Genomic DNA, 17,534 nt, shown 5'->3' on the forward strand with positions numbered 1-17,534 from the left:
TCAAGAGCAGGACATCGCGTGCGGTTTAGCAAGCTCCGACTGAATGGCTTTAAAAGCTTTGTTGATCCAACCGATCTGATCATCGCGGATGGTCTGACGGGCGTGGTCGGCCCCAATGGTTGTGGAAAGTCGAACCTCTTGGAAGCCTTGCGCTGGGTCATGGGTGAAAACCGCCCCAAGGCCATGCGCGGCGGGGGCATGGAAGATGTGATCTTTGCCGGTGCCTCCACCCGGCCTGCCCGGAACTTTGCCGAAGTGTCGCTGATCATCGATAATGGAGAACGGCTGGCCCCGGCGGCGTTCAACGACAGCGATAATCTGGAGATCATTCGTCGGATCACGCGCGATGCGGGCTCGGCCTATAAGGTTGGAGCAAAGGACGTGCGCGCACGGGATGTGCAGATGCTGTTTGCCGATGCCTCCACCGGGGCGCATTCGCCCGCCTTGGTCCGGCAGGGGCAGATCGCGGAACTGATCAACGCGAAACCCAAGGCGCGCCGCCGTATTCTGGAAGAGGCAGCCGGGATTTCGGGCCTTTATCAGCGGCGTCATGAGGCGGAACTGAAGTTGAAAGGGGCCGAGACGAACCTCACGCGCGTTGATGACGTGATCGAACAACTGGCCTCACAGCTTGCGCAACTGGCCCGGCAGGCCAAACAGGCCGCGCGCTATCGCGAGATCGGGGAGAAGCTGCGCAAGGCGGAGGGCATGTTGCTTTACCGCCGCTGGAAAGAGGCCGACGAGGCGCTTTTGGCCGCGTCCGAGCAGTTGCGCGAGCGGACAACCGCGGCAGCGCAGGCTGAAAAAGCGGCGCGCGAGGCCGGCAAAGCGCGTCAGGGGGCGGAAGATGCGCTGCCCCCCTTGCGTGAGGAAGAGGCGATTGCGGCAGCGGTTCTGCAGCGCCTGCAGGTGCAACGGGATACGCTAAAGGATCAGGAACAGCGTGCGCTTGATATGATCGAGACGCTGCGCGCCCGCATCGACCAGCTCGGTCGCGATATGGAGCGTGAGGCTGGACTGAACAAGGATGCGGGCGAGACGATTGAACGGCTTGAATGGGAAGCGCGGGAAATCACGAAGGCCGGAGAGGGCCATGACAAGCGGCTGGATGCAGCACAGGTGGCAGCACGCGAGGCGGCGGGTGTGTTGCAGGAACGCGAGGCTGATACGGCGCGGATGACAGAGGATGTGGCGCGTCTGGCGGCGCGGCATCAATCCGCACAGCGCTTGCTGGATGATAGTCGCACGACGTTGGAAAAAAGCGAGGCTGAGGCCGCGCGTGCCAAGGCAGCCATGGATGAGGCGCGCGCGAACCTGACAAAGGCCGAGGCCGATTTTGCAAGTGCCGGTGAGGCCGAAAAGGCGGCGATCGCGGCCGCTGAGGCCGCCGATACAGCGCTCGTGGCCACCGAAGCAGCGCGCGCCGAAACCCAATCACGCGAAAGCGAAGCGCGCGCTTTGCGATCGGAGGCGGAAGGCGAGGCAAATGCGCTGCGCGCCGAGGTGGCCGCATTGGCCAAGCTGGTGGAACGCGACACCGCCGAGGGCGGGCAGGTCCTTGACCTTTTGCGCGTCGAAGGCGGCTATGAAAAGGCGCTGGGCGCAGCATTGGCCGACGATTTGCGCGCACCCGCTGTCGGCGCTGAGGCCAAGTCGGGCTGGGCTTTGTTGCCGGGCTATGCAGCACCGCAGACATTGCCCGATGGCGTGAAGGCGCTGACCAACTATGTGGCCGTGCCGGAAGTCTTGGTGCGGCGGATGTCGCAGGTCGGGCTGGTGGATCAGGCCGATGGGCCTCGCTTACAAGCGGATCTGAAGCCGGGGCAGCGGCTGGTCTCGGTTGAGGGAGATCTGTGGCGCTGGGACGGTTTCCGCGCGGGCGCAGAAGACGCGCCATCAACGGCCGCATTACGCTTGCAGCAGCTGAACCGGCTGACTGAGCTCAAGCGCGATCTTGAAGACGCCAACGCGACGGCACAGGGTGCGGCTCAAGCCCATGAGGCGCTGACGGTCTTGCTGAAAGAGCAGACCGAGGCGGACCATACCGCGCGGAAAGCGCGCCGGGACGCTGATCAGGCGGTCACCGATGCGAACCGTGCCGCAAGCCGCGCCGAGGCAGAACGCAATCTGAGCGAAGGTAAGCTGGAGAGTCTGGGCCTCGCGGTGAAACGCCATGAAGAGGAGGCGATGGCAGCGCGCAAGGCGTTGGCGAGCGCTGAAAAGGCGGCATCCGATTTGGGTGATCTTGATGCAGCGCGGGCGGCGGTTGAGGATGTCAAAATGACGGTTGAGGCTGCCCGGATCACAATGATGTCCCGCCGCACGGCCTTTGATGAGGTGCGCCGCGAAGGTGAGCAGCGGCTGAAACGCTCTCAGGAGATCACCAAGGAGATCTCGGGCTGGAAGCACCGGTTGGAAACGGCGAGTAAACGTACGGCGGAACTCGTCGAACGCAAGGAAAAGTCCGAGGCGGAATTGGCCGAGGCCACAGCGGCACCAGAAGTGATTGCTGCCAAGCGTGCCGAGCTTGCCGATGCGATTGATGAGGCGGAAGGGCGGCGGAAAGCCTCTGCCGACAAGCTGGCTGAAGCCGAGACTGTGCTGCGGGATGCGGGCCATGCCGAGCGTGAGGCAGAGCGCATTGCCTCGGAAGCGCGTGAGGCGCGCGCCCGTGCCGAAGCCCGCAGCGATGCGGCCCGCGAAACGGTCGCCTACGCCGCCGAGCGGATCATGGAGGCGCAGGAGGTCACGCCAGAGAAACTGCTCGAAAGCCTGGCCGTCGATGTGGAGCAGATGCCTGCAGCAGAGAAGATCGAAGGTGACGTCAATGCGCTGAAGCGGCAGCGCGACAGTCTGGGCGCGGTCAACTTGCGGGCCGAGGAAGACGCCAAGGAGGTGCGGGTCGAGCATGACGCTTTGGTGTCTGAGAAGACGGATCTGGAGGCGGCGATTGCGGCGCTGCGGTCCGGCATCGCGAGCCTGAACAAGGAAGGGCGTGAGCGGCTTTTGACGGCGTTCGAGCAGGTGAATGATAATTTCGGATTGCTCTTCACGCATCTCTTCGGTGGCGGTGAAGCCAAGCTGGTGTTGGTGGAATCCGACGATCCGCTTGAGGCAGGGCTAGAGATCATGTGCCAGCCGCCCGGCAAGAAGCTGAGCACCCTGTCGCTTTTGTCAGGGGGGGAGCAGACGCTGACGGCGCTGGCGCTGATTTTCGCGGTGTTCCTGGCGAACCCGGCGCCGATCTGTGTGCTGGACGAGGTCGACGCGCCGCTTGATGATGCCAATGTGACGCGTTTCTGTGACCTTCTGGATGAGATGACGCGGCGGACAGATACGCGGTTTTTGATCATCACGCACCATGCGGTGACGATGAGCCGGATGGACCGGCTTTTTGGTGTGACGATGGGCGAACAGGGCGTGTCGCAGCTGGTGTCCGTGGATCTGAAGCGGGCGGAAGCGCTGGTGGCATGATGTCGGGCGACGCTGTTGCTGACGCAACGCGCCCCGCCCGCCATCCCGTGGGCAGTCTTCCAATTCATGATGCTTACTGATCGTCCACGAAGCCAAGACCGGCGTGCGACGGCACGCGACCGTCGAAGCACAGATCTGACCCACTGCATTAACGACACCAATTCGTGAGTTGGCGGAGGCGATAATTCGTTTAGGCTATTGTTATGAAGTTTCTATGTTCTCTGTTTGTTTGTCTCGTCGCCGCCAGTTCCGGCGTTTCGCAACCTTTTGAAACCCGTGCCTCTGATACCGTCCTTGACGCGAAAGCGCTCTCTGCCCTGATTTTGGGGCGCGAGTTGGAGTTTTATGACGGCGGCAAATCGCGCTATTCACCTGGCGGCAGTTATAGCTGGACCTATTCCGCTGAAAATGGTGGGGGAAGTTGGTTTGGCACCCATTTCATCGACGCGGACGGTACGGTTTGCATCGACTTTCGCACCTTGCGCGGTCGCTGTGACAAGTTCGTACAGGCGGGTGACAGGCTGATCCTGCTGACCGAAGATGGTCAGCGTTTTCCGGTGCGTGAAATTCGCTAGTCTGCTAGGGTCAGGACTCATTGCCAATAGATGGCGGTTGCCGCGAGAGCGATGGCTGAGAGGAAGACCTTCGTGCATCTGTCGTATCGTGTTGCCACACGTCGCCAATCCTTGAGCCTGCCGAACATGATCTAGATCCGGTTGCGCCGTTTGTATCGGCGCTTGTCGTATTGCACTTGCCTCTTGCGTTGCTTTCTGCCGGGGATGCAGGGACGTATCCCTTTGTCTTTCAACGCTTCTCTGAACCAATCGGCATCATAGCCACGGTCCCCGAGGAGCCAGTCAACATCGGGCAGACTGCTGAGCAACGCCCGTGTCCCGATGTAGTCGCTGACCTGACCCGCGGTGACGAACATGTAGAGAGGTCGCTCTTGACTATCACAGATCGCATGCAGCTTGGTGTTCATCCCACCTTTGGTGCGACCGATCAGGCGTCCACGCCCCCTTTTTTGACGCCCATGCTGGTCGCTGTTCGGTGGGCGTTCAGATAGGTGGCGTCGATCATAACGGTCTTTTTTCACCATGCTCGGCAGCCAAACCGATCATCATCTGCGCGAAGATGCCCTTGTCGCTCCACCGCTTCCAACGATTGTAGAGCGTCTTGTGCGGGCAATAGGCAGCAGGCGCGTCCCGCCACCTTAAGCCATTGCGATTAATGAAGATAGTCCCACTCAACATACGCCGACCATCGACGCGTGGTTTGCCGTGTGAATTGGGAAAGAAGGGCTGAAGACGCGCCATCTGCGCATCAGTCAGCCAGAAAAGATCAGACATATTCACCGCCATTTTTACAGCGGTGAAGAACCCCACTAAGCGGAAATCAATCAGGCCTGACCCTAGAGACGGTTCAGCAGATCAATCGTGGGCCAGGCATCGGCAGGCAGGCCAAGTCGCACCTGTTCTGACTGGACAGCTGCACGTGTCTTTGCACCAAGAATCCCGTCAATCCCGCCGACATCATGCCCGCGCGCCACGAGCTTTTGCTGCAATTGCTGCATTTGCGGCCCGCTGAGTGGCGCACTCGGATTGCCAGCGTCATAGACCGCCGCTCCGCCCAGCCGGGTGGCGAAGTAGGCTGCTGTCGTTACGTAGACAAAGCTTTTGTTCCAGTCGAAATAGACCTCGAAATTCGGATACGTGATAAAGGCAGGCCCGTCGCGCCCCATTGGCAAGAGGATCGATGCGGGCAGGTTGGCGGGGCCAAGACGCCCCTGTCTTGCCGTCACCCCGCGCGCGGCCCAGTCCTGCACGCTCAGCTTGTTGTTCAGACCCGTCTGAGACCAGTCGAGATTGGATGGCACGATGACTTCCTGCAGCCAGGGCTCGTTCGCGCGCCATCCCAGTGAAGACAGAACATTGGCACCTGTCATCAGCGCATCAGGGGCAGAATTTTTCAGATCTACAATTCCGTCGCCGTCGCCGTCCATCCCTTGGCGCACGATCTCGCGCGGCAGTTTCTGCAACTGCCCGATCTCGCCCGCCCAGGCGCCCGTTGTGCGTGCTGGGTCCATACCACCGCGGCGGTAAAGCTCAATCGCGGCAATCAGTTGCGGGCGGAAAAGCTCTGGCCGACGACAATCATGCGCCAAGGTCAAAAGCGCGTCGCGTGTGTTGAATGACCCCTGGACTTGGCCGTAATCGGTCTCGAACGCCCAGAAGGCCAGTAGCACGCCGCGCGGAATACCGAAACGCTGCTCAATCGCATTGAAGGTCTGGTCGTAACGGTCGCCAAAAACCCGGCCATTGTTGATCCGGTTTTGTGAGATGAGCGCGCGTGAGAAGCTGATGAAATCTTTCTGAAACACGCCCTGGGCTCGGTCTGCGCGCAAGACGGATTGATCGATGCGGGCACCCTGAAAGAACTGGTCAATTGTTGCAGCGGGCAGACCTGCGCTTTGCGCCTCGGACTTGACGCCCGCGATGAAGGCACTGACGTCACCGCCGCAGGTCTGGGCGGTTGCGGTGCTGGCAAGAAGTGTGAAGGCAAGGGCAAGACGCATCAGAGGGCTCCGGCAAGTTGTCGGGAGGACCGTAGCAAGGGTTTGCCGCAGTGCAAGGTGTGAGTGCTGGTTCAATGGGCGGGTCGTCGCGGACTGACCGGCGAACCTGACGGTAATGGAGTCTGACGTACCCTGTCATACATCGATAGCCCGGATGATTGGTTAGTATTACCGGGTTCGAGGTGCCCAAGCTCTGTCGGGGCGACATAGATGCCGATTGTGCTGTGATCTGAGTTGTCAGAAGAACGCATATCCCAGCATGGCCAGCACCAAGGCCAAGCCCCAGCAGCGCCAAAGCACACCAACGGTTTGATCTATGTCTTCTGGCCCAAGATCATGGCGGCCCGCCCCGTTGACAAACGGATAGTCGCGCAGCGCACCGTCGTAGCTGCGCGGGCCGCTCAGCGCGATGCTCAGGCCGTGGGCCATTGCGGCCTCTGGCCAGCCAGCATTAGGGGAGCGGTGCAGAGGCGCCTCTTTGATGATGTGCCTGGGGTCAGGGCGCGTTGTGACCGTCCAGATCAGCACTGCGGTCAGGCGGGCGGGGATGAGGTTCAGAAGGTCGTCAAATCGCGCGGCGGCCCAGCCGAAATCGGCGTGGCGGGGCGTGCGGTAGCCGATCATGCTGTCGGCAGTGTTTGTGATCTTGTAGATTAACAGGCCCGGCAGGCCTGCGACCGCAAACCAGAAGATGGGCGCGATCACCCCGTCAGAGAGGTTTTCGGCAGCGCTTTCGATGGCCGATCGCGCAACGGCGGGGCGGTCCATCTCTTTTGTGTCGCGCCCTACGATCATCGCAACGGCCCGTCGCCCGTCGCCCAGTGAAAGGCGCAGTGCGTCACCCACGGCCTGTACGTGGTCGACAAGAGATTTCTGGGCGAGCAGCACCGCAAGGATTACAACGTCGATCACAGTTCCGGGTACGCGTTGCAGCAACCACCCGACGACCCCTGCGAAGATACAAAGCTCCATCAGCGTCAGTGTCCCCATCAGCCGCCTCCGAGGCCCGTTGTTGAACGATCTGTCGCACCAGCCGATCAGTCGCCCCATGATCACAGCGGGATGCGGGAGACGTGACCAGAGCCACCGCGGCTCTCCTATCAGCGCATCAAGCACCATGCCTAAAATCAGGGTCAAAACGCGGCTTCGAGTTCTGGCCAGCGCTCTGGCGCGGGCAAGCCAAGGCGCAGCCAGTCGTCGGCATAAGGGAAGACGCGTGACCAGATGTGCCTGCGGGCCAGATGGGTTTGCGCGGCTTTTGCGTTTTGCACCTTGTAAAGGCGGAATAGTGGCGTGCCGCCAACCAGTTCCGCGCCAGTCCCGGTTAGCAACGTATCCAACCGGGTCGCATCATCTTTCAGGCGCTCGCGCGTTTCGTCCGCCCATTGCGGATCGGCCAAAGCTTCGGCCCCGATGGCCAGGGCGGGGCCAGAGACCTGCCAGGGGCCCAACACTTCGCCGAGATTTGCAATGATATCAGGATCACCAATCGCAAAGCCCAGCCGCATGCCCGCAAGACCCCAGAACTTGCCGAAACTCTTGAGGATGACCCTACCCGGTTGTGCCGCAAGGCCGATCAACGAGGCTTCGGGTGCGATATCGCAAAAGCTTTCGTCGATGATTGTTGTTGGTGCGTCCAGTTCCGTCGCCGTCCAATGTCGCCCATCGGGGTTGTTGGGATGGACCGCAACAAGCACATCGCTTGCGTCAGGGGTCAATGTCCAGCCCGCAGCACGAAACGCCGCGCCGTGTTCGTTATATGTGGGGCCGGGAATGCAGACCTTGCCCTGCGACAACACCCTTGGCAGCGCAGCAATGATTGCAGAAGCGCCCGGTGCCGCGACAATGGCTGCGCCGTCTGGAACGTTCCAGAAACTGCGCGCTCGAGCATAAAGCTGGGCGAAAGCGGCCTGATCGGGTAGAGCCCGCCACGCATCCCGCGGCAGTGTCGGCATCGGATAGGGCACCGGGTTGATCCCGGTCGACAGGTCCAACCACCCCTCCCGCGTGCCGCCAAAGGTGGCGATGGCCGCGTCAATGCCGCCGCCATGATCACGCGGAGCGGTCACTCATCCTCCGGCAATGGCGGATGACGTGTCACGAAATGCCCTTTGATCGCCTGTGGCCATTCACGATAGGGTACCTGGCCGGTTTCCGACCCCGCATGCGCCATCGCATAGGCCACGATGCCAGAGGCGCTTTCGGGGTCAGGCGTGAATGCGCCCAGCGTGTAACTGAGTTTACCATGTCCCTGAATCGTCACATTGCAGGCGTTTTTGCAGCCCATCAGACAGGAGACACGTCTGGTTTTGACGCCCGAAAGTCCGGTTGCCGCCGCTTCAATCAAATCCGCAAGCGACTCACCATCTGTTTGGGTCATCTCGCCCTCGTCCCAGCCATCGCGCTTGCACGTGTCACATGTAGTTATCCAGGTTGTCATACGTTCAATTTCTGCTCTTTTCTTCATTTTTGGCAGGCGGATTCTTGCCGTTCACGTCAACTTTAGGCGCTGTGAGTGTCTTTTGGTACAGGCTGACGCGCGCGTTAACACTTCGTTAGTAAATTGGACAGATTTGTGTTTCCAAGAGGTTAATTTACCATTTGTTCACGCCTAGTTAATAAAGTGTGGACCAGCGAGGAAGACATGCGCGTTTTGATTGTCCAAAGCAACAAGAACCTGGGTCTGCTCTGGCAGCAGCATCTGGAACGCTTGGACGCTGACGTCACACTGGTCAATACCGGCGAACAGGCGCTGACGCAGATCGAGGCGACATTGTTCGATGTGATCGTGTTGGATCTGGTTCTGACCGAGGGAAGCGCGCTGACCGTGGCTGATTTCGCGCAGTTCCGCCAGCCGCAGGCCAATGTGGTCTTTGTGACGAATACGACCTTCTTTTCGGACGGGTCAATCTTTCATCACAGCGCCAATGCCCGGGCTTTCATCCAGACCGCGACGCCACCGCGCGATCTGGCCGAGATCGTGCATTACTACGGCAGCCCTAGCTCCGGCCATGAGGTGCCCAGAGATCCTGTATCGGGTTGATCGGGATGATCCGGTGCGGATTGATGCTTTCGTGGCTGTAGTGATAGTGGCGCACGATGTGCTCCATGTTCACCGTCTCAGCAATGCCCGGCATCTGGTAAAGCTCGCGTAAATAGCCTGAAAGGTTGGGGTAATCCGCGATACGCTTGCGGTTACATTTGAAATGCAGGTGATAAACCGGGTCGAACCGGACAAGGGTCGTCCATAGCCGCCAGTCCGCTTCGGTCAGTGTGTCGCCCATCAGGTAGCGGTTCTGGCTCAACCGGTCTTCCAACCAGTCAAGCGTGTCAAACAGCGGATGCACGGCGGCGTCATAAGCCTCTTGCGTCGTAGCAAAGCCGGATTTGTAAACACCATTGTTGAGCGTGTCGTAAATCCGATCATTCACGGGCGCAATGGCGTCGCGCAGTGCTTCGGGCCAGTAATCATCCGTATTGCCTGTGATGGTGTCAAAGGCGCTGTTGAACATGCGAATGATCTCAGAGGATTCGTTTGAGACGATGGTTTCACGCGCTTTGTCCCACAGGATCGGAACGGTTACCCGACCGGAGATTTTCGGATCGGCCTTCAGGTAGATGTCGCGTGTGAATGGAAGGCCGAAAAGCATATCGCCCGTCGCACCCTTATCGTCAGTCTCAAACGTCCACCCGTCAGAGAGCATATCGGGATGCACCGCCGAAATGCTGATATGGTCTTTCAGCCCTTTGAGCTGCCGAAAGATCAGCGTGCGATGCGCCCAGGGACACGCATAGGAGACGTAAAGGTGGTAGCGACCACTTTCGGCTTTGAAGCCACCCTCGCCGGACGGGCCAGCCGACCCATCTGCGGTGATCCAGTTTCGGAACTTTGCGGTACTGCGCTTGAAGGCGCCACCGGTCGATTTTGTATCATACCAGACGTCCTGCCAGACGCCGTCAACAAGCTGGCCCATTGTCTTACTCCTTCGCTTGACGAGGAGCTAAAGCAAGCGTGCCAGCGAACCAAGGGCGATCAGGGCGCAGGGAGGGTGCGTGGATGCACAGTAACGACGCCGCGCTCTGGCCGACATTGGTCGGCAAATTGTCGTTTATGGGTTTGCTGTCGCCTTGGCCGCCTCGTATAAGGCTGAAAGACGAAGCCCAATGTGGCCAGAACGGTTGTTGGTGCGGCGGTCGACCCAAGCAGGGGGCCAAAGCGCCATATCGTCATCCCCGGAAAACCGGGCCTCTGGTCGTGCAATAAATCGGAGGAAGAGATGCCCCTTTTTGCCATAGTGCTGCTTGTTTTTGCCGGGTCAGCCGCCGTTGCCGATCCGGGCCATTGGGGTGAATTGGCAGGCCATGATCATTGGGTGGCGGGGGCCGCGATTGCTTTGGCCGGGCTGGCCGCGATTTGGGGGGCGCTGAAGGGCAAGAAGAAAGAGCCTGAGCCCGAAGAAGAGCTGGAAGAGGAGGCCGCATGAAAACCGGAGTGATGATCTGCGGCCATGGCTCGCGCAGCCAGTCAGCGGTGGATGAATTTGCGGTGCTGGCCGAGAAGCTGCCGGACTACCTGCCGCCGGATTGGGTCACCGATTACGGCTATCTGGAATTCGCCAATCCGGTGATCCGCGACGGGCTCGACAATTTGCGCACCGCGGGCTGCGAACGGATTTTGGCCGTGCCCGGCATGCTTTTTGCAGCGATGCATGCCAAGAACGATATTCCTACGGTCCTGAATTCCTACGCGGCGGAACACAGTATCGAAGTGTCCTATGGGCGCGAATTAGGCGTGGACCCCAAGATGATCGCCGCCGCGGCGGGCCGTATCCAGGAGGCCGTGGCGCGTGCGAATGCAGAACTGGGCGAAATGTCTTTGGTTGAGACCTGTCTGGTGGTAATTGGTCGCGGCGCCTCTGACCCCGACGCGAATGGCAATGTCTCCAAGATCGCGCGGATGCTGCAGGAAGGGATGGGATTCGGCTGGTGCGAGGTCGGCTATTCCGGTGTGACCTTCCCGCTGGTGGAACCATGCTTGAGCCACGTGGCGCGGCTGCCCTATAGGCGGGTCATTGTCTTCCCCTATTTCCTCTTCTCCGGCATTCTGATTGACCGGATCTATGGCTTCACCGATCAGGTGGCGGCGGAAAATCCGGACATTCAGTTCGTGAAGGCGGGTTATCTGGGCGATCACCCGAAGGTGCTTGAAACCTTCGCTGAACGCATTCTGGAACAGGATAGTGACAGCCCGCCCCCCAATTGTGGGGCCTGCGGATATCGCGAACAGGTTCTTGCGCTGCAGGATGGCGGGCATCGCCATATCAGTGCGGCGGACCGCAAACATCCAGCCTTTGGCGCCATCCCGCCGCCGACATGTGTGCTGTGCAAATACCGCGTGCAGGTGCTGGGTTTCGAGGCCGAGGTCGGCGCGGTGCAGGAAAGTCATCACCATCATGTGGAAGGGCAGGGGGCGAACGCGCCGGGCTCAAACGTGGCCGATTGCACCTTCTGTGACACCTTCTGCACGGGGCGCTGCCGGTTGGAGATGGCTGATCACCACCACCATCACCATGGTCACGATCATGATCATCATCACCACCATCACGCGCCCTACCCTCATGCAGATCATCCGCACGGGCCGGAAAGTGCGCGCAGGGCGAAACCATGAGGAACGAATTTTTGCATAATTCGTTCGCAAAATTTTTCGACGAAAAATTCTCTCCCGCCGCATGCGGCAGGTGGTGAGATGCGACCCTATCAAACGGACCCACATGCGATCTATGCAGAGAGCTTTGCCATTGTCCGGCATGAGGCGCGGCTGGACCGGTTCCCTGCCGAGATGCGCCCCCTGATGACGCGGCTCATCCATGCCTGCGGCATGGTTGAAATTGCGGACCGCCTTGCTTTTTCATCAAACGCAGCCGCTGTTGGCCAAGCCGCTTTGCAGGCCGGTGCACCGATCCTTTGCGATTGCGAGATGGTGGGGGCGGGCATCATTCGGCGATATCTCCCCGCAGGCAATGAGGTGATCGTGACGCTGAACGATCCGGCGGTGCCGGGACACGCCGCCGAGATTGGCAACACGCGGTCTGCAGCGGCGGTGGAACTGTGGAAAGACCATGTTGCAGGCGCTGTCGTAGCAATTGGCAATGCGCCAACGGCGCTATTCCATTTGCTGGAGCTCTTGGAAAAGGGATGGCCCAAGCCCGCAGTGATTTTGGGGTTTCCTGTGGGCTTTGTGGGCGCAGCAGAGAGCAAGGCGGAACTCGCCCGCGACCCGCGCGGCTGCGACTTCATAGCCTTACGCGGGCGGCGCGGCGGATCAGCAATAGCCTCAGCGGCAGTCAATGCGCTGGCGGCGGGGTTGCCGGAAGATGTCTGAGCCTTGGCTACATATTGTTGGTATCGGCGAGGACGGTATGGCGGGTCTTTTGCCTGCGACCCGTGCCGTTGTTGAAGCGGCGGAGATCGTTATTGGCGGGGAACGTCATCATACGTTGGCGGACAATCTGACAGCCGAGCGCCTGTCTTGGCCGCATCCGTTTAATGCCTTGATCGGTGCCATTGAGGACTTGCGTGGCCGCCGTGTTGTCGTGCTCGCCACAGGTGATCCGCTTTGGTATTCCGTCGGCGCCCGGATCGGTCGGGAAATTGATCCTGTCGAGATTATCTATCACCCGCAACTCTCCGCTTTTCAATTGGCGGCGGCGCGGATGGGCTGGTCACTTGCGGATGTGGAGACGCTGACCGTGCATGGCCGCCCGGTCGAGCAGATGATCGCCTTTATCCAGCCTGACGCGCGGTTACTGATCCTGACAACCGGGGAAGAGACGCCGGGGCAGATCGCCCGTTTTCTGACAGAACGGGGATTTGGCGGGTCGCGGATGACGGTGCTCGCGGCGATGGGTGGCAAGGATGAGGCGCGGTTTGATGGGCTGGCCGAAAGCTGGGACCATGTTGTGCCAGCCTTCAACACGCTTGCTGTCGAATGTGCCGCGGCACAGGATGCGGCCCTGCTGCCGCGTGTACCGGGCTTGGCTGACGATCTTTTTCAATCCGACGGAACGATGACCAAGCGCGAGGTGCGGGCGGCCACATTGGCCAAGCTGATGCCGATGCGTGGCGCGCTTTTGTGGGATGTCGGTTGTGGCAGTGGCTCTGTTGCCATCGAATGGATGCGCGCGGCCCGCTATGCGCGTGCGATAGGGATCGAACCCCGCGCGGATAGGCGCGCGATGGCGGCGGCCAACGCGCTGGCGCTGGGCGCGCCGAAGCTGGAACTGGTGGATGGTGAGGTGCCTCACGCTCTGCAGGGCATGGACGCACCAGACGCGATTTTCATCGGGGGTGGGCTGAGCCAAGAAACGTTTTCAGCGGCCTGGTCTGCGCTGCGTCCACTGGGACGCTTGGTGGCGAACGCTGTGACGCTGGAGAGTGAGACGGAGCTTATTGCGCTGCATAAGGAGTATGGCGGCGATCTGGCGAAACTGTCCGTGCATCGCGCGGAGCCGGTGGGCGGGTTGACTGGGTGGCGGCCTTTGATGCCGGTCACCCAATGGAGCCTGGTGAAGCGATGACGGGAGACGCTCTTGGCGATGCCAATTCGCCCCTCCCACCATCCCGTGGGACGCTCTTTGGCGTGGGCGTCGGTCCCGGTGCACCGGATCTGATCACCTTGCGCGCGGCGCGGTTGATCGAAGGAGCGGGCGTTGTGGCCTATCCGACCCTTGCGGGGGCGGCGAGTTTTGCGCGGGCGATTGCGGCGGATTTGATTGCCGAGGACGCACAAGAGATCGTTATGGATGTGCCGATGACCGTAGAGCGCGCCCCGGCGCAGGCGGCCTATGACGATGGTGCAGCACGGATCGCCGAGGCTTTGGAGCAGGGCTGCGATGTCGTGTGTCTCTGCGAAGGAGACCCATTTTTCTACGGCTCGTTCATGTATCTTTTTGCGCGCCTGTCAGCGCGTTATCGGGTTGAGGTTGTGCCGGGGGTGACCTCGGTCACGGCCTGTGCGGCGCGTGCGGGGATGCCGCTGGCTGCGCGCAATGAGCGTTTGACGATCTTGCCGGGGCCGCTGCCAGAGGAAGAACTGCGTGCCCGGATTGATGGGGCGGAAAGCGTTGTGATTATGAAAGTGGGGCGGCATTTGCCGAAGATCCGAAGGGTAATTTCTGAACTGGGGCTGACGGATGCGGCGGTCTATGTGGAACGGGCGAGCCTGCCAGAGGAGGTGGTTTTGCCACTTGCCGATGCGCCGGAATGCGCCCCCTATTTTTCAATGATCCTGCTTGCGAAAGGGGCTGACCCATGGCTGTGAAACCGGTTGTTCTCGCGCTTTCGCGGTCGGGGGAGGTCACGGCCCATCGTGTGGCCGAGGCCTTGGATGCGCGGGTCCACGGCCGGGAGGGTCGGGTGGATCAGGCGGATGCGTTCTTTCCCAATGCGCTGGATCATGCGCGTGATCTCTTTGCCGCCGGTGTGCCGATTGTGGGGGTCTGTGCATCAGGCATCCTGATCCGCGCCATGGCGCCTTTGCTGGCGGACAAGACGGCTGAGCCGCCGGTGGTGTCGGTGGCGGATGACGGATCGGTCGTGGTGCCCCTCCTGGGCGGGCATCGCGGGGCGAACCGGCTGGCGGCAGAGATCGCGGAGGCGTTGGACGCTGTCGCGGCCGTGACCACTGCGGGGGATGTGGCGCTTGGTGTGGCGCTGGACGCGCCGCCCGCTGGCTGGTCATTGGTCAATCCGCAACAGGCAAAGGAGGCGATGGCGCTTCTATTGTCCGGGGCTGGTGCGAAGGTCGAGGGGCGGGACGCGGGGGGCGCCACCTGGTTGCGGGATTTGCCATCGGGTGATGGGCTGCGGATCAGTTGCGGTACCGCCCGGTTGGCTGATCTGGGATCGGATCATCTCCAGTTTGCACCGACGTGCTTTGCGCTGGGGGTGGGCTGCGCGCGGGATTGTTCGCCTGAGGAACTGAGCGCGCTTGTTAATGATGCGCTTGCAGAGGCTGGTATTTGCGCTGAAGCCTTAAGCTCTGTCAACACGGTGGCGCTCAAGGCCGATGAGCCAGCGGTGATCGAGTTGGCGGCGCGGTTGCGCCTGCCGTTGCGGTTGTTTTCAGCGGAGGAATTGGAGGCTGAGACACCTAGATTGGCGCATCCCTCTGACGTGGTTTTTGCCGAAGTGGGCACACACGGTGTATCGGAGGCGGCGGCTTTGGCGCAAGCGGGTAACGCGGCGCGCTTATCAGTGCCAAAGCGCAAATCTGCGAATGCAACATGCGCGATTGCGGAAGCCAAAGCCCCGTCGACGGAATTGCGCGGGCGCAGGCGTGGGCGGCTTTCGGTTGTTGGGATCGGTCCGGGGCAAGCCGCATGGCGGACGCCAGAGGTGTCGAAGCTGGTGGCCGAGGCGGATGAGCTGGTGGGCTACGGTCTCTATATCGATCTACTAGGGCCGCTGGGGGTGGGCAAAGAGCGGTCGGATTTTCCGTTAGGTGGTGAGGAAGATCGGTGCCGCTATGCGTTGGAGCAGGCGGGGACGGGCAAGAACGTGGCCCTTGTCTGTTCGGGTGATGCCGGGATTTATGCGATGGGGGCGCTTGTCTTTGAGTTGTTGGACCGGGGACCGGATCAGATGGGGGTGTCGGATGCGGCACGCAGGGTTGAGGTTATATGTTCACCCGGGGTGAGCGCACTTCAAGGGGCCGCTGCGCGGGCGGGGGCGCCTTTGGGGCATGACTTTTGCGCGATTTCGCTGTCTGATTTGCTGACACCTCGGGAGGATATTCTGAAGCGCCTGCGAGCGGCGGCTGAAGGGGACTTTGTGATCGCGTTCTACAATCCGGTATCGATGCGGCGGCGGACATTGCTGGCGGAGGCACGTGATATTCTGCTGAAGCATCGGCCCGGGGCGACGCCGGTGATGCTGGCCACTTCGCTGGGACGGCCGGAGGAACATGTGCGCTACCGCCGGTTGGATGAACTAGAGGTTGACGAGGTGGATATGCTGACTGTCGTTTTGATCGGGTCATCGCACTCGCGGTTGGCGCAATTGGGCGAGGGGCCGCGGATGTATACGCCGCGCGGTTACGCGCGCAAGATTGATGGGGATCTGGCGGGATGACGCTGTTTCGCTGCGCGAAAGCCGCCCTCCCCCGGGGCTCCGCCCGTCTTCGGGGGAATGGCTCCACCGGAGCCATTCTTGTTCCCCTACGACCCCGCCATTCCATGGAGGCAATATGACAGTTTACTTTATCGGTGCAGGGCCGGGTGACCCGGAGCTTTTGACCTTGAAAGCGGCGCGGCTGATTGGTGCTTGTCCGGTTTGTTTGTATGCGGGCTCTTTGGTGCCTGCCGACGTTGTGTCTTGTGCGCCGGAAGGGGCGTTGGTGATGGATACCGCACCGATGACGCTGGATGAGACCCATGCGGTGATCATGGAGGCGCATGGCAAGGAGCAGGATGTCGCCCGGGTACATTCGGGCGATCCATCGCTTTACGGCGCGATTGCCGAGCAGATTAGGCGGTTGAAGGCGGATGGGATTGATTACCAGATCATTCCCGGCGTGCCCGCCTATGCGGCGGCGGCTGCGGCCTTGGGGACTGAGCTGACAGTGCCGGAAGTGGCCCAATCGATCATTCTGACGCGGATGTCGATGAAATCGACAGGCATGCCGCCGGGTGAGACGCTGGAGAATTTCGCCCGTTCCGGCGCCACATTGGCGATCCATCTGGGCGTCCGCGCGCTGCGCGAGATCGAGCGGCAATTGGTGCCCCATTACGGGGCGGAGTGTCCGGTGGCTGTGGTGTACCGCGTCGGGTGGCCGGATCAGATGATCATTCGGGGCACATTGACGGATGTGCGTGAGAAGGTGCGTGCGGCCAAGATCACACGGACGGCACTGATTCTCGTGGGGCCTGCCCTGGCCGATTCGCATGGCTTTCCTGACAGCGCGCTTTACGATGCGGCCAAACCGCATGTTTTGCGGCCCCGCGTGAAGGCTTAATTGCAAGGGTTTGCCGCGCTGCGGCGGATTTCGTTACTTGATATTTACCTTCTTTCGGTCATCTTGAGCCATGTCTGGAGGGGACTGTAATGTATACGTTTTTGCCTGAGGCTGTGCGTCAGGGTTTAGAAGATGCTCGGAAAGCTGCGTTGAAGCGAAAGGACCGGCTGGCGGTTCATGATGGCGATGAAACCTATCGCATCAGGCGTTTCTGGGATGGCGGCTTTGCCCTTGATCTTGAAGGGTCGGAGCGGCTGCGTGGCCATGTCGATATCTATGACGGGCCAAAGCACCTTTACCAATGCCTTGTTGTATCTTCGGTTGATGAGGATGATGAGCGGGTGTTTGAGTTCAAGTGGCTGACACCTGTGGCGAACCAGCCTGCTGCCGATTTTGTGCGCCCTGATTTCGTGCCTGCGGGTCTGATCGGGAATTGAGCCATCGCGGCGGGGTGCCGCGATGACCTTACTG

General features: G+C 60.8%; 16 protein-coding genes and 1 pseudogene. 11 read left to right on the forward strand and 6 right to left on the reverse strand.

The window, feature by feature from the left end:
* Positions 1–18 precede the first annotated feature (18 nt).
* Both smc and SLH49_RS02105 read left to right on the forward strand, forming a co-directional pair.
* A complete protein-coding gene (gene smc, locus SLH49_RS02100) occupies positions 19–3,474 on the forward strand; it encodes a chromosome segregation protein SMC (RefSeq protein WP_320267516.1) in 3,456 nt (1,151 codons plus the stop codon).
* A gap of 203 nt (positions 3,475–3,677) precedes the next feature.
* Positions 3,678–4,049 carry a hypothetical protein gene (locus SLH49_RS02105; protein WP_320267517.1) on the forward strand — a complete coding sequence of 124 codons (372 nt, stop codon included), beginning with the start codon at positions 3,678–3,680 and terminating at the stop codon, positions 4,047–4,049.
* A gap of 17 nt (positions 4,050–4,066) precedes the next feature.
* Here the strand turns inward: SLH49_RS02105 and SLH49_RS02110 are convergent.
* The 5 genes and pseudogenes from SLH49_RS02110 to SLH49_RS02130 form a co-directional block, all read right to left on the reverse strand.
* Positions 4,067–4,823 (reverse strand): annotated as a pseudogene (locus tag SLH49_RS02110) (IS5 family transposase).
* A gap of 62 nt (positions 4,824–4,885) precedes the next feature.
* Positions 4,886–6,049, reverse strand: a complete 1,164-nt coding sequence (locus SLH49_RS02115) for a lytic murein transglycosylase (protein WP_320267518.1) — start codon at positions 6,047–6,049, stop codon at positions 4,886–4,888.
* A gap of 237 nt (positions 6,050–6,286) precedes the next feature.
* Positions 6,287–7,186, reverse strand: coding sequence for an adenosylcobinamide-phosphate synthase CbiB (gene cbiB / locus SLH49_RS02120; protein WP_320267519.1), 900 nt, complete (start codon positions 7,184–7,186; stop codon positions 6,287–6,289).
* The gene (locus SLH49_RS02125) at positions 7,183–8,118 is read right to left on the reverse strand and encodes a threonine-phosphate decarboxylase (RefSeq protein ID WP_320267520.1); all 936 of its coding nucleotides are present in this window, start codon (positions 8,116–8,118) and stop codon (positions 7,183–7,185) included. The genes cbiB and SLH49_RS02125 overlap by 4 nt, the downstream gene beginning before the upstream one ends.
* On the reverse strand, positions 8,115–8,489 hold the full coding sequence (locus tag SLH49_RS02130; protein ID WP_320267521.1) for a DUF1636 domain-containing protein: 375 nt from the start codon (positions 8,487–8,489) through the stop codon (positions 8,115–8,117). Before SLH49_RS02130 ends, SLH49_RS02125 begins: the two co-directional genes overlap by 4 nt.
* 204 nt (positions 8,490–8,693) lie before the next feature.
* Here SLH49_RS02130 and SLH49_RS02135 point away from each other — a divergent pair, with 204 nt between their 5' ends.
* Positions 8,694–9,092, forward strand: coding sequence for a response regulator (locus SLH49_RS02135; protein WP_320267522.1), 399 nt, complete (start codon positions 8,694–8,696; stop codon positions 9,090–9,092).
* On the opposite strand, the gene SLH49_RS02140 is transcribed toward SLH49_RS02135, so the two are convergent.
* On the reverse strand, positions 9,049–10,023 hold the full coding sequence (locus SLH49_RS02140; RefSeq protein WP_320267523.1) for a glutathione S-transferase family protein: 975 nt from the start codon (positions 10,021–10,023) through the stop codon (positions 9,049–9,051). The genes SLH49_RS02135 and SLH49_RS02140 overlap by 44 nt on opposite strands.
* A gap of 192 nt (positions 10,024–10,215) precedes the next feature.
* Between SLH49_RS02140 and SLH49_RS02145 the strand changes: the two genes are divergently transcribed.
* From SLH49_RS02145 to SLH49_RS02180, 8 genes are all read left to right on the forward strand, one after another.
* On the forward strand, positions 10,216–10,533 hold the full coding sequence (locus SLH49_RS02145; protein ID WP_320267524.1) for a DUF6732 family protein: 318 nt from the start codon (positions 10,216–10,218) through the stop codon (positions 10,531–10,533).
* Positions 10,530–11,717: a sirohydrochlorin chelatase gene (locus SLH49_RS02150; protein WP_320267525.1), complete on the forward strand. Its 1,188-nt coding sequence runs from the start codon at positions 10,530–10,532 to the stop codon at positions 11,715–11,717. The genes SLH49_RS02145 and SLH49_RS02150 overlap by 4 nt, the downstream gene beginning before the upstream one ends.
* A gap of 78 nt (positions 11,718–11,795) precedes the next feature.
* The gene (locus SLH49_RS02155) at positions 11,796–12,431 is read left to right on the forward strand and encodes a precorrin-8X methylmutase (RefSeq protein ID WP_320267526.1); all 636 of its coding nucleotides are present in this window, start codon (positions 11,796–11,798) and stop codon (positions 12,429–12,431) included.
* Positions 12,424–13,626 (forward strand): precorrin-6y C5,15-methyltransferase (decarboxylating) subunit CbiE, encoded by a 1,203-nt coding sequence (cbiE, locus tag SLH49_RS02160; RefSeq protein WP_320267527.1) that lies wholly within the window; start codon positions 12,424–12,426, stop codon positions 13,624–13,626. Before SLH49_RS02155 ends, cbiE begins: the two co-directional genes overlap by 8 nt.
* Positions 13,623–14,369, forward strand: a complete 747-nt coding sequence (gene cobI, locus SLH49_RS02165) for a precorrin-2 C(20)-methyltransferase (protein WP_320267528.1) — start codon at positions 13,623–13,625, stop codon at positions 14,367–14,369. The genes cbiE and cobI overlap by 4 nt, the downstream gene beginning before the upstream one ends.
* On the forward strand, positions 14,360–16,180 hold the full coding sequence (gene cobJ, locus SLH49_RS02170; RefSeq protein ID WP_320267529.1) for a precorrin-3B C(17)-methyltransferase: 1,821 nt from the start codon (positions 14,360–14,362) through the stop codon (positions 16,178–16,180). Before cobI ends, cobJ begins: the two co-directional genes overlap by 10 nt.
* Before the next feature lie 115 nt (positions 16,181–16,295).
* Positions 16,296–17,063 (forward strand): precorrin-4 C(11)-methyltransferase, encoded by a 768-nt coding sequence (cobM, locus tag SLH49_RS02175; protein WP_320267530.1) that lies wholly within the window; start codon positions 16,296–16,298, stop codon positions 17,061–17,063.
* A gap of 89 nt (positions 17,064–17,152) precedes the next feature.
* A complete protein-coding gene (locus tag SLH49_RS02180; protein ID WP_320267531.1) occupies positions 17,153–17,500 on the forward strand; it encodes a hypothetical protein in 348 nt (115 codons plus the stop codon).
* Positions 17,501–17,534: the final 34 nt, after the last annotated feature.

The organism is Cognatiyoonia sp. IB215446 (genome assembly GCF_033963825.1).
GTDB lineage: Bacteria > Pseudomonadota > Alphaproteobacteria > Rhodobacterales > Rhodobacteraceae > Yoonia.

What these genes read in the sequence shown, in the direction of transcription:
- SLH49_RS02105 (WP_320267517.1), top strand. Translation starts at nt 3,678, where the DNA reads ATGAAGTTTCTATGTTCTCTGTTTGTTTGTCTCGTCGCCGCCAGTTCC.
- SLH49_RS02115 (WP_320267518.1), bottom strand. Translation starts at nt 6,049, where the DNA reads ATGCGTCTTGCCCTTGCCTTCACACTTCTTGCCAGCACCGCAACCGCC.
- SLH49_RS02130 (WP_320267521.1), bottom strand. Translation starts at nt 8,489, where the DNA reads ATGACAACCTGGATAACTACATGTGACACGTGCAAGCGCGATGGCTGG.
- SLH49_RS02135 (WP_320267522.1), top strand. Translation starts at nt 8,694, where the DNA reads ATGCGCGTTTTGATTGTCCAAAGCAACAAGAACCTGGGTCTGCTCTGG.
- SLH49_RS02140 (WP_320267523.1), bottom strand. Translation starts at nt 10,023, where the DNA reads ATGGGCCAGCTTGTTGACGGCGTCTGGCAGGACGTCTGGTATGATACA.
- SLH49_RS02150 (WP_320267525.1), top strand. Translation starts at nt 10,530, where the DNA reads ATGAAAACCGGAGTGATGATCTGCGGCCATGGCTCGCGCAGCCAGTCA.
- SLH49_RS02155 (WP_320267526.1), top strand. Translation starts at nt 11,796, where the DNA reads ATGCGACCCTATCAAACGGACCCACATGCGATCTATGCAGAGAGCTTT.
- cbiE (WP_320267527.1), top strand. Translation starts at nt 12,424, where the DNA reads ATGTCTGAGCCTTGGCTACATATTGTTGGTATCGGCGAGGACGGTATG.
- cobI (WP_320267528.1), top strand. Translation starts at nt 13,623, where the DNA reads ATGACGGGAGACGCTCTTGGCGATGCCAATTCGCCCCTCCCACCATCC.
- cobJ (WP_320267529.1), top strand. Translation starts at nt 14,360, where the DNA reads ATGGCTGTGAAACCGGTTGTTCTCGCGCTTTCGCGGTCGGGGGAGGTC.
- cobM (WP_320267530.1), top strand. Translation starts at nt 16,296, where the DNA reads ATGACAGTTTACTTTATCGGTGCAGGGCCGGGTGACCCGGAGCTTTTG.
- SLH49_RS02180 (WP_320267531.1), top strand. Translation starts at nt 17,153, where the DNA reads ATGTATACGTTTTTGCCTGAGGCTGTGCGTCAGGGTTTAGAAGATGCT.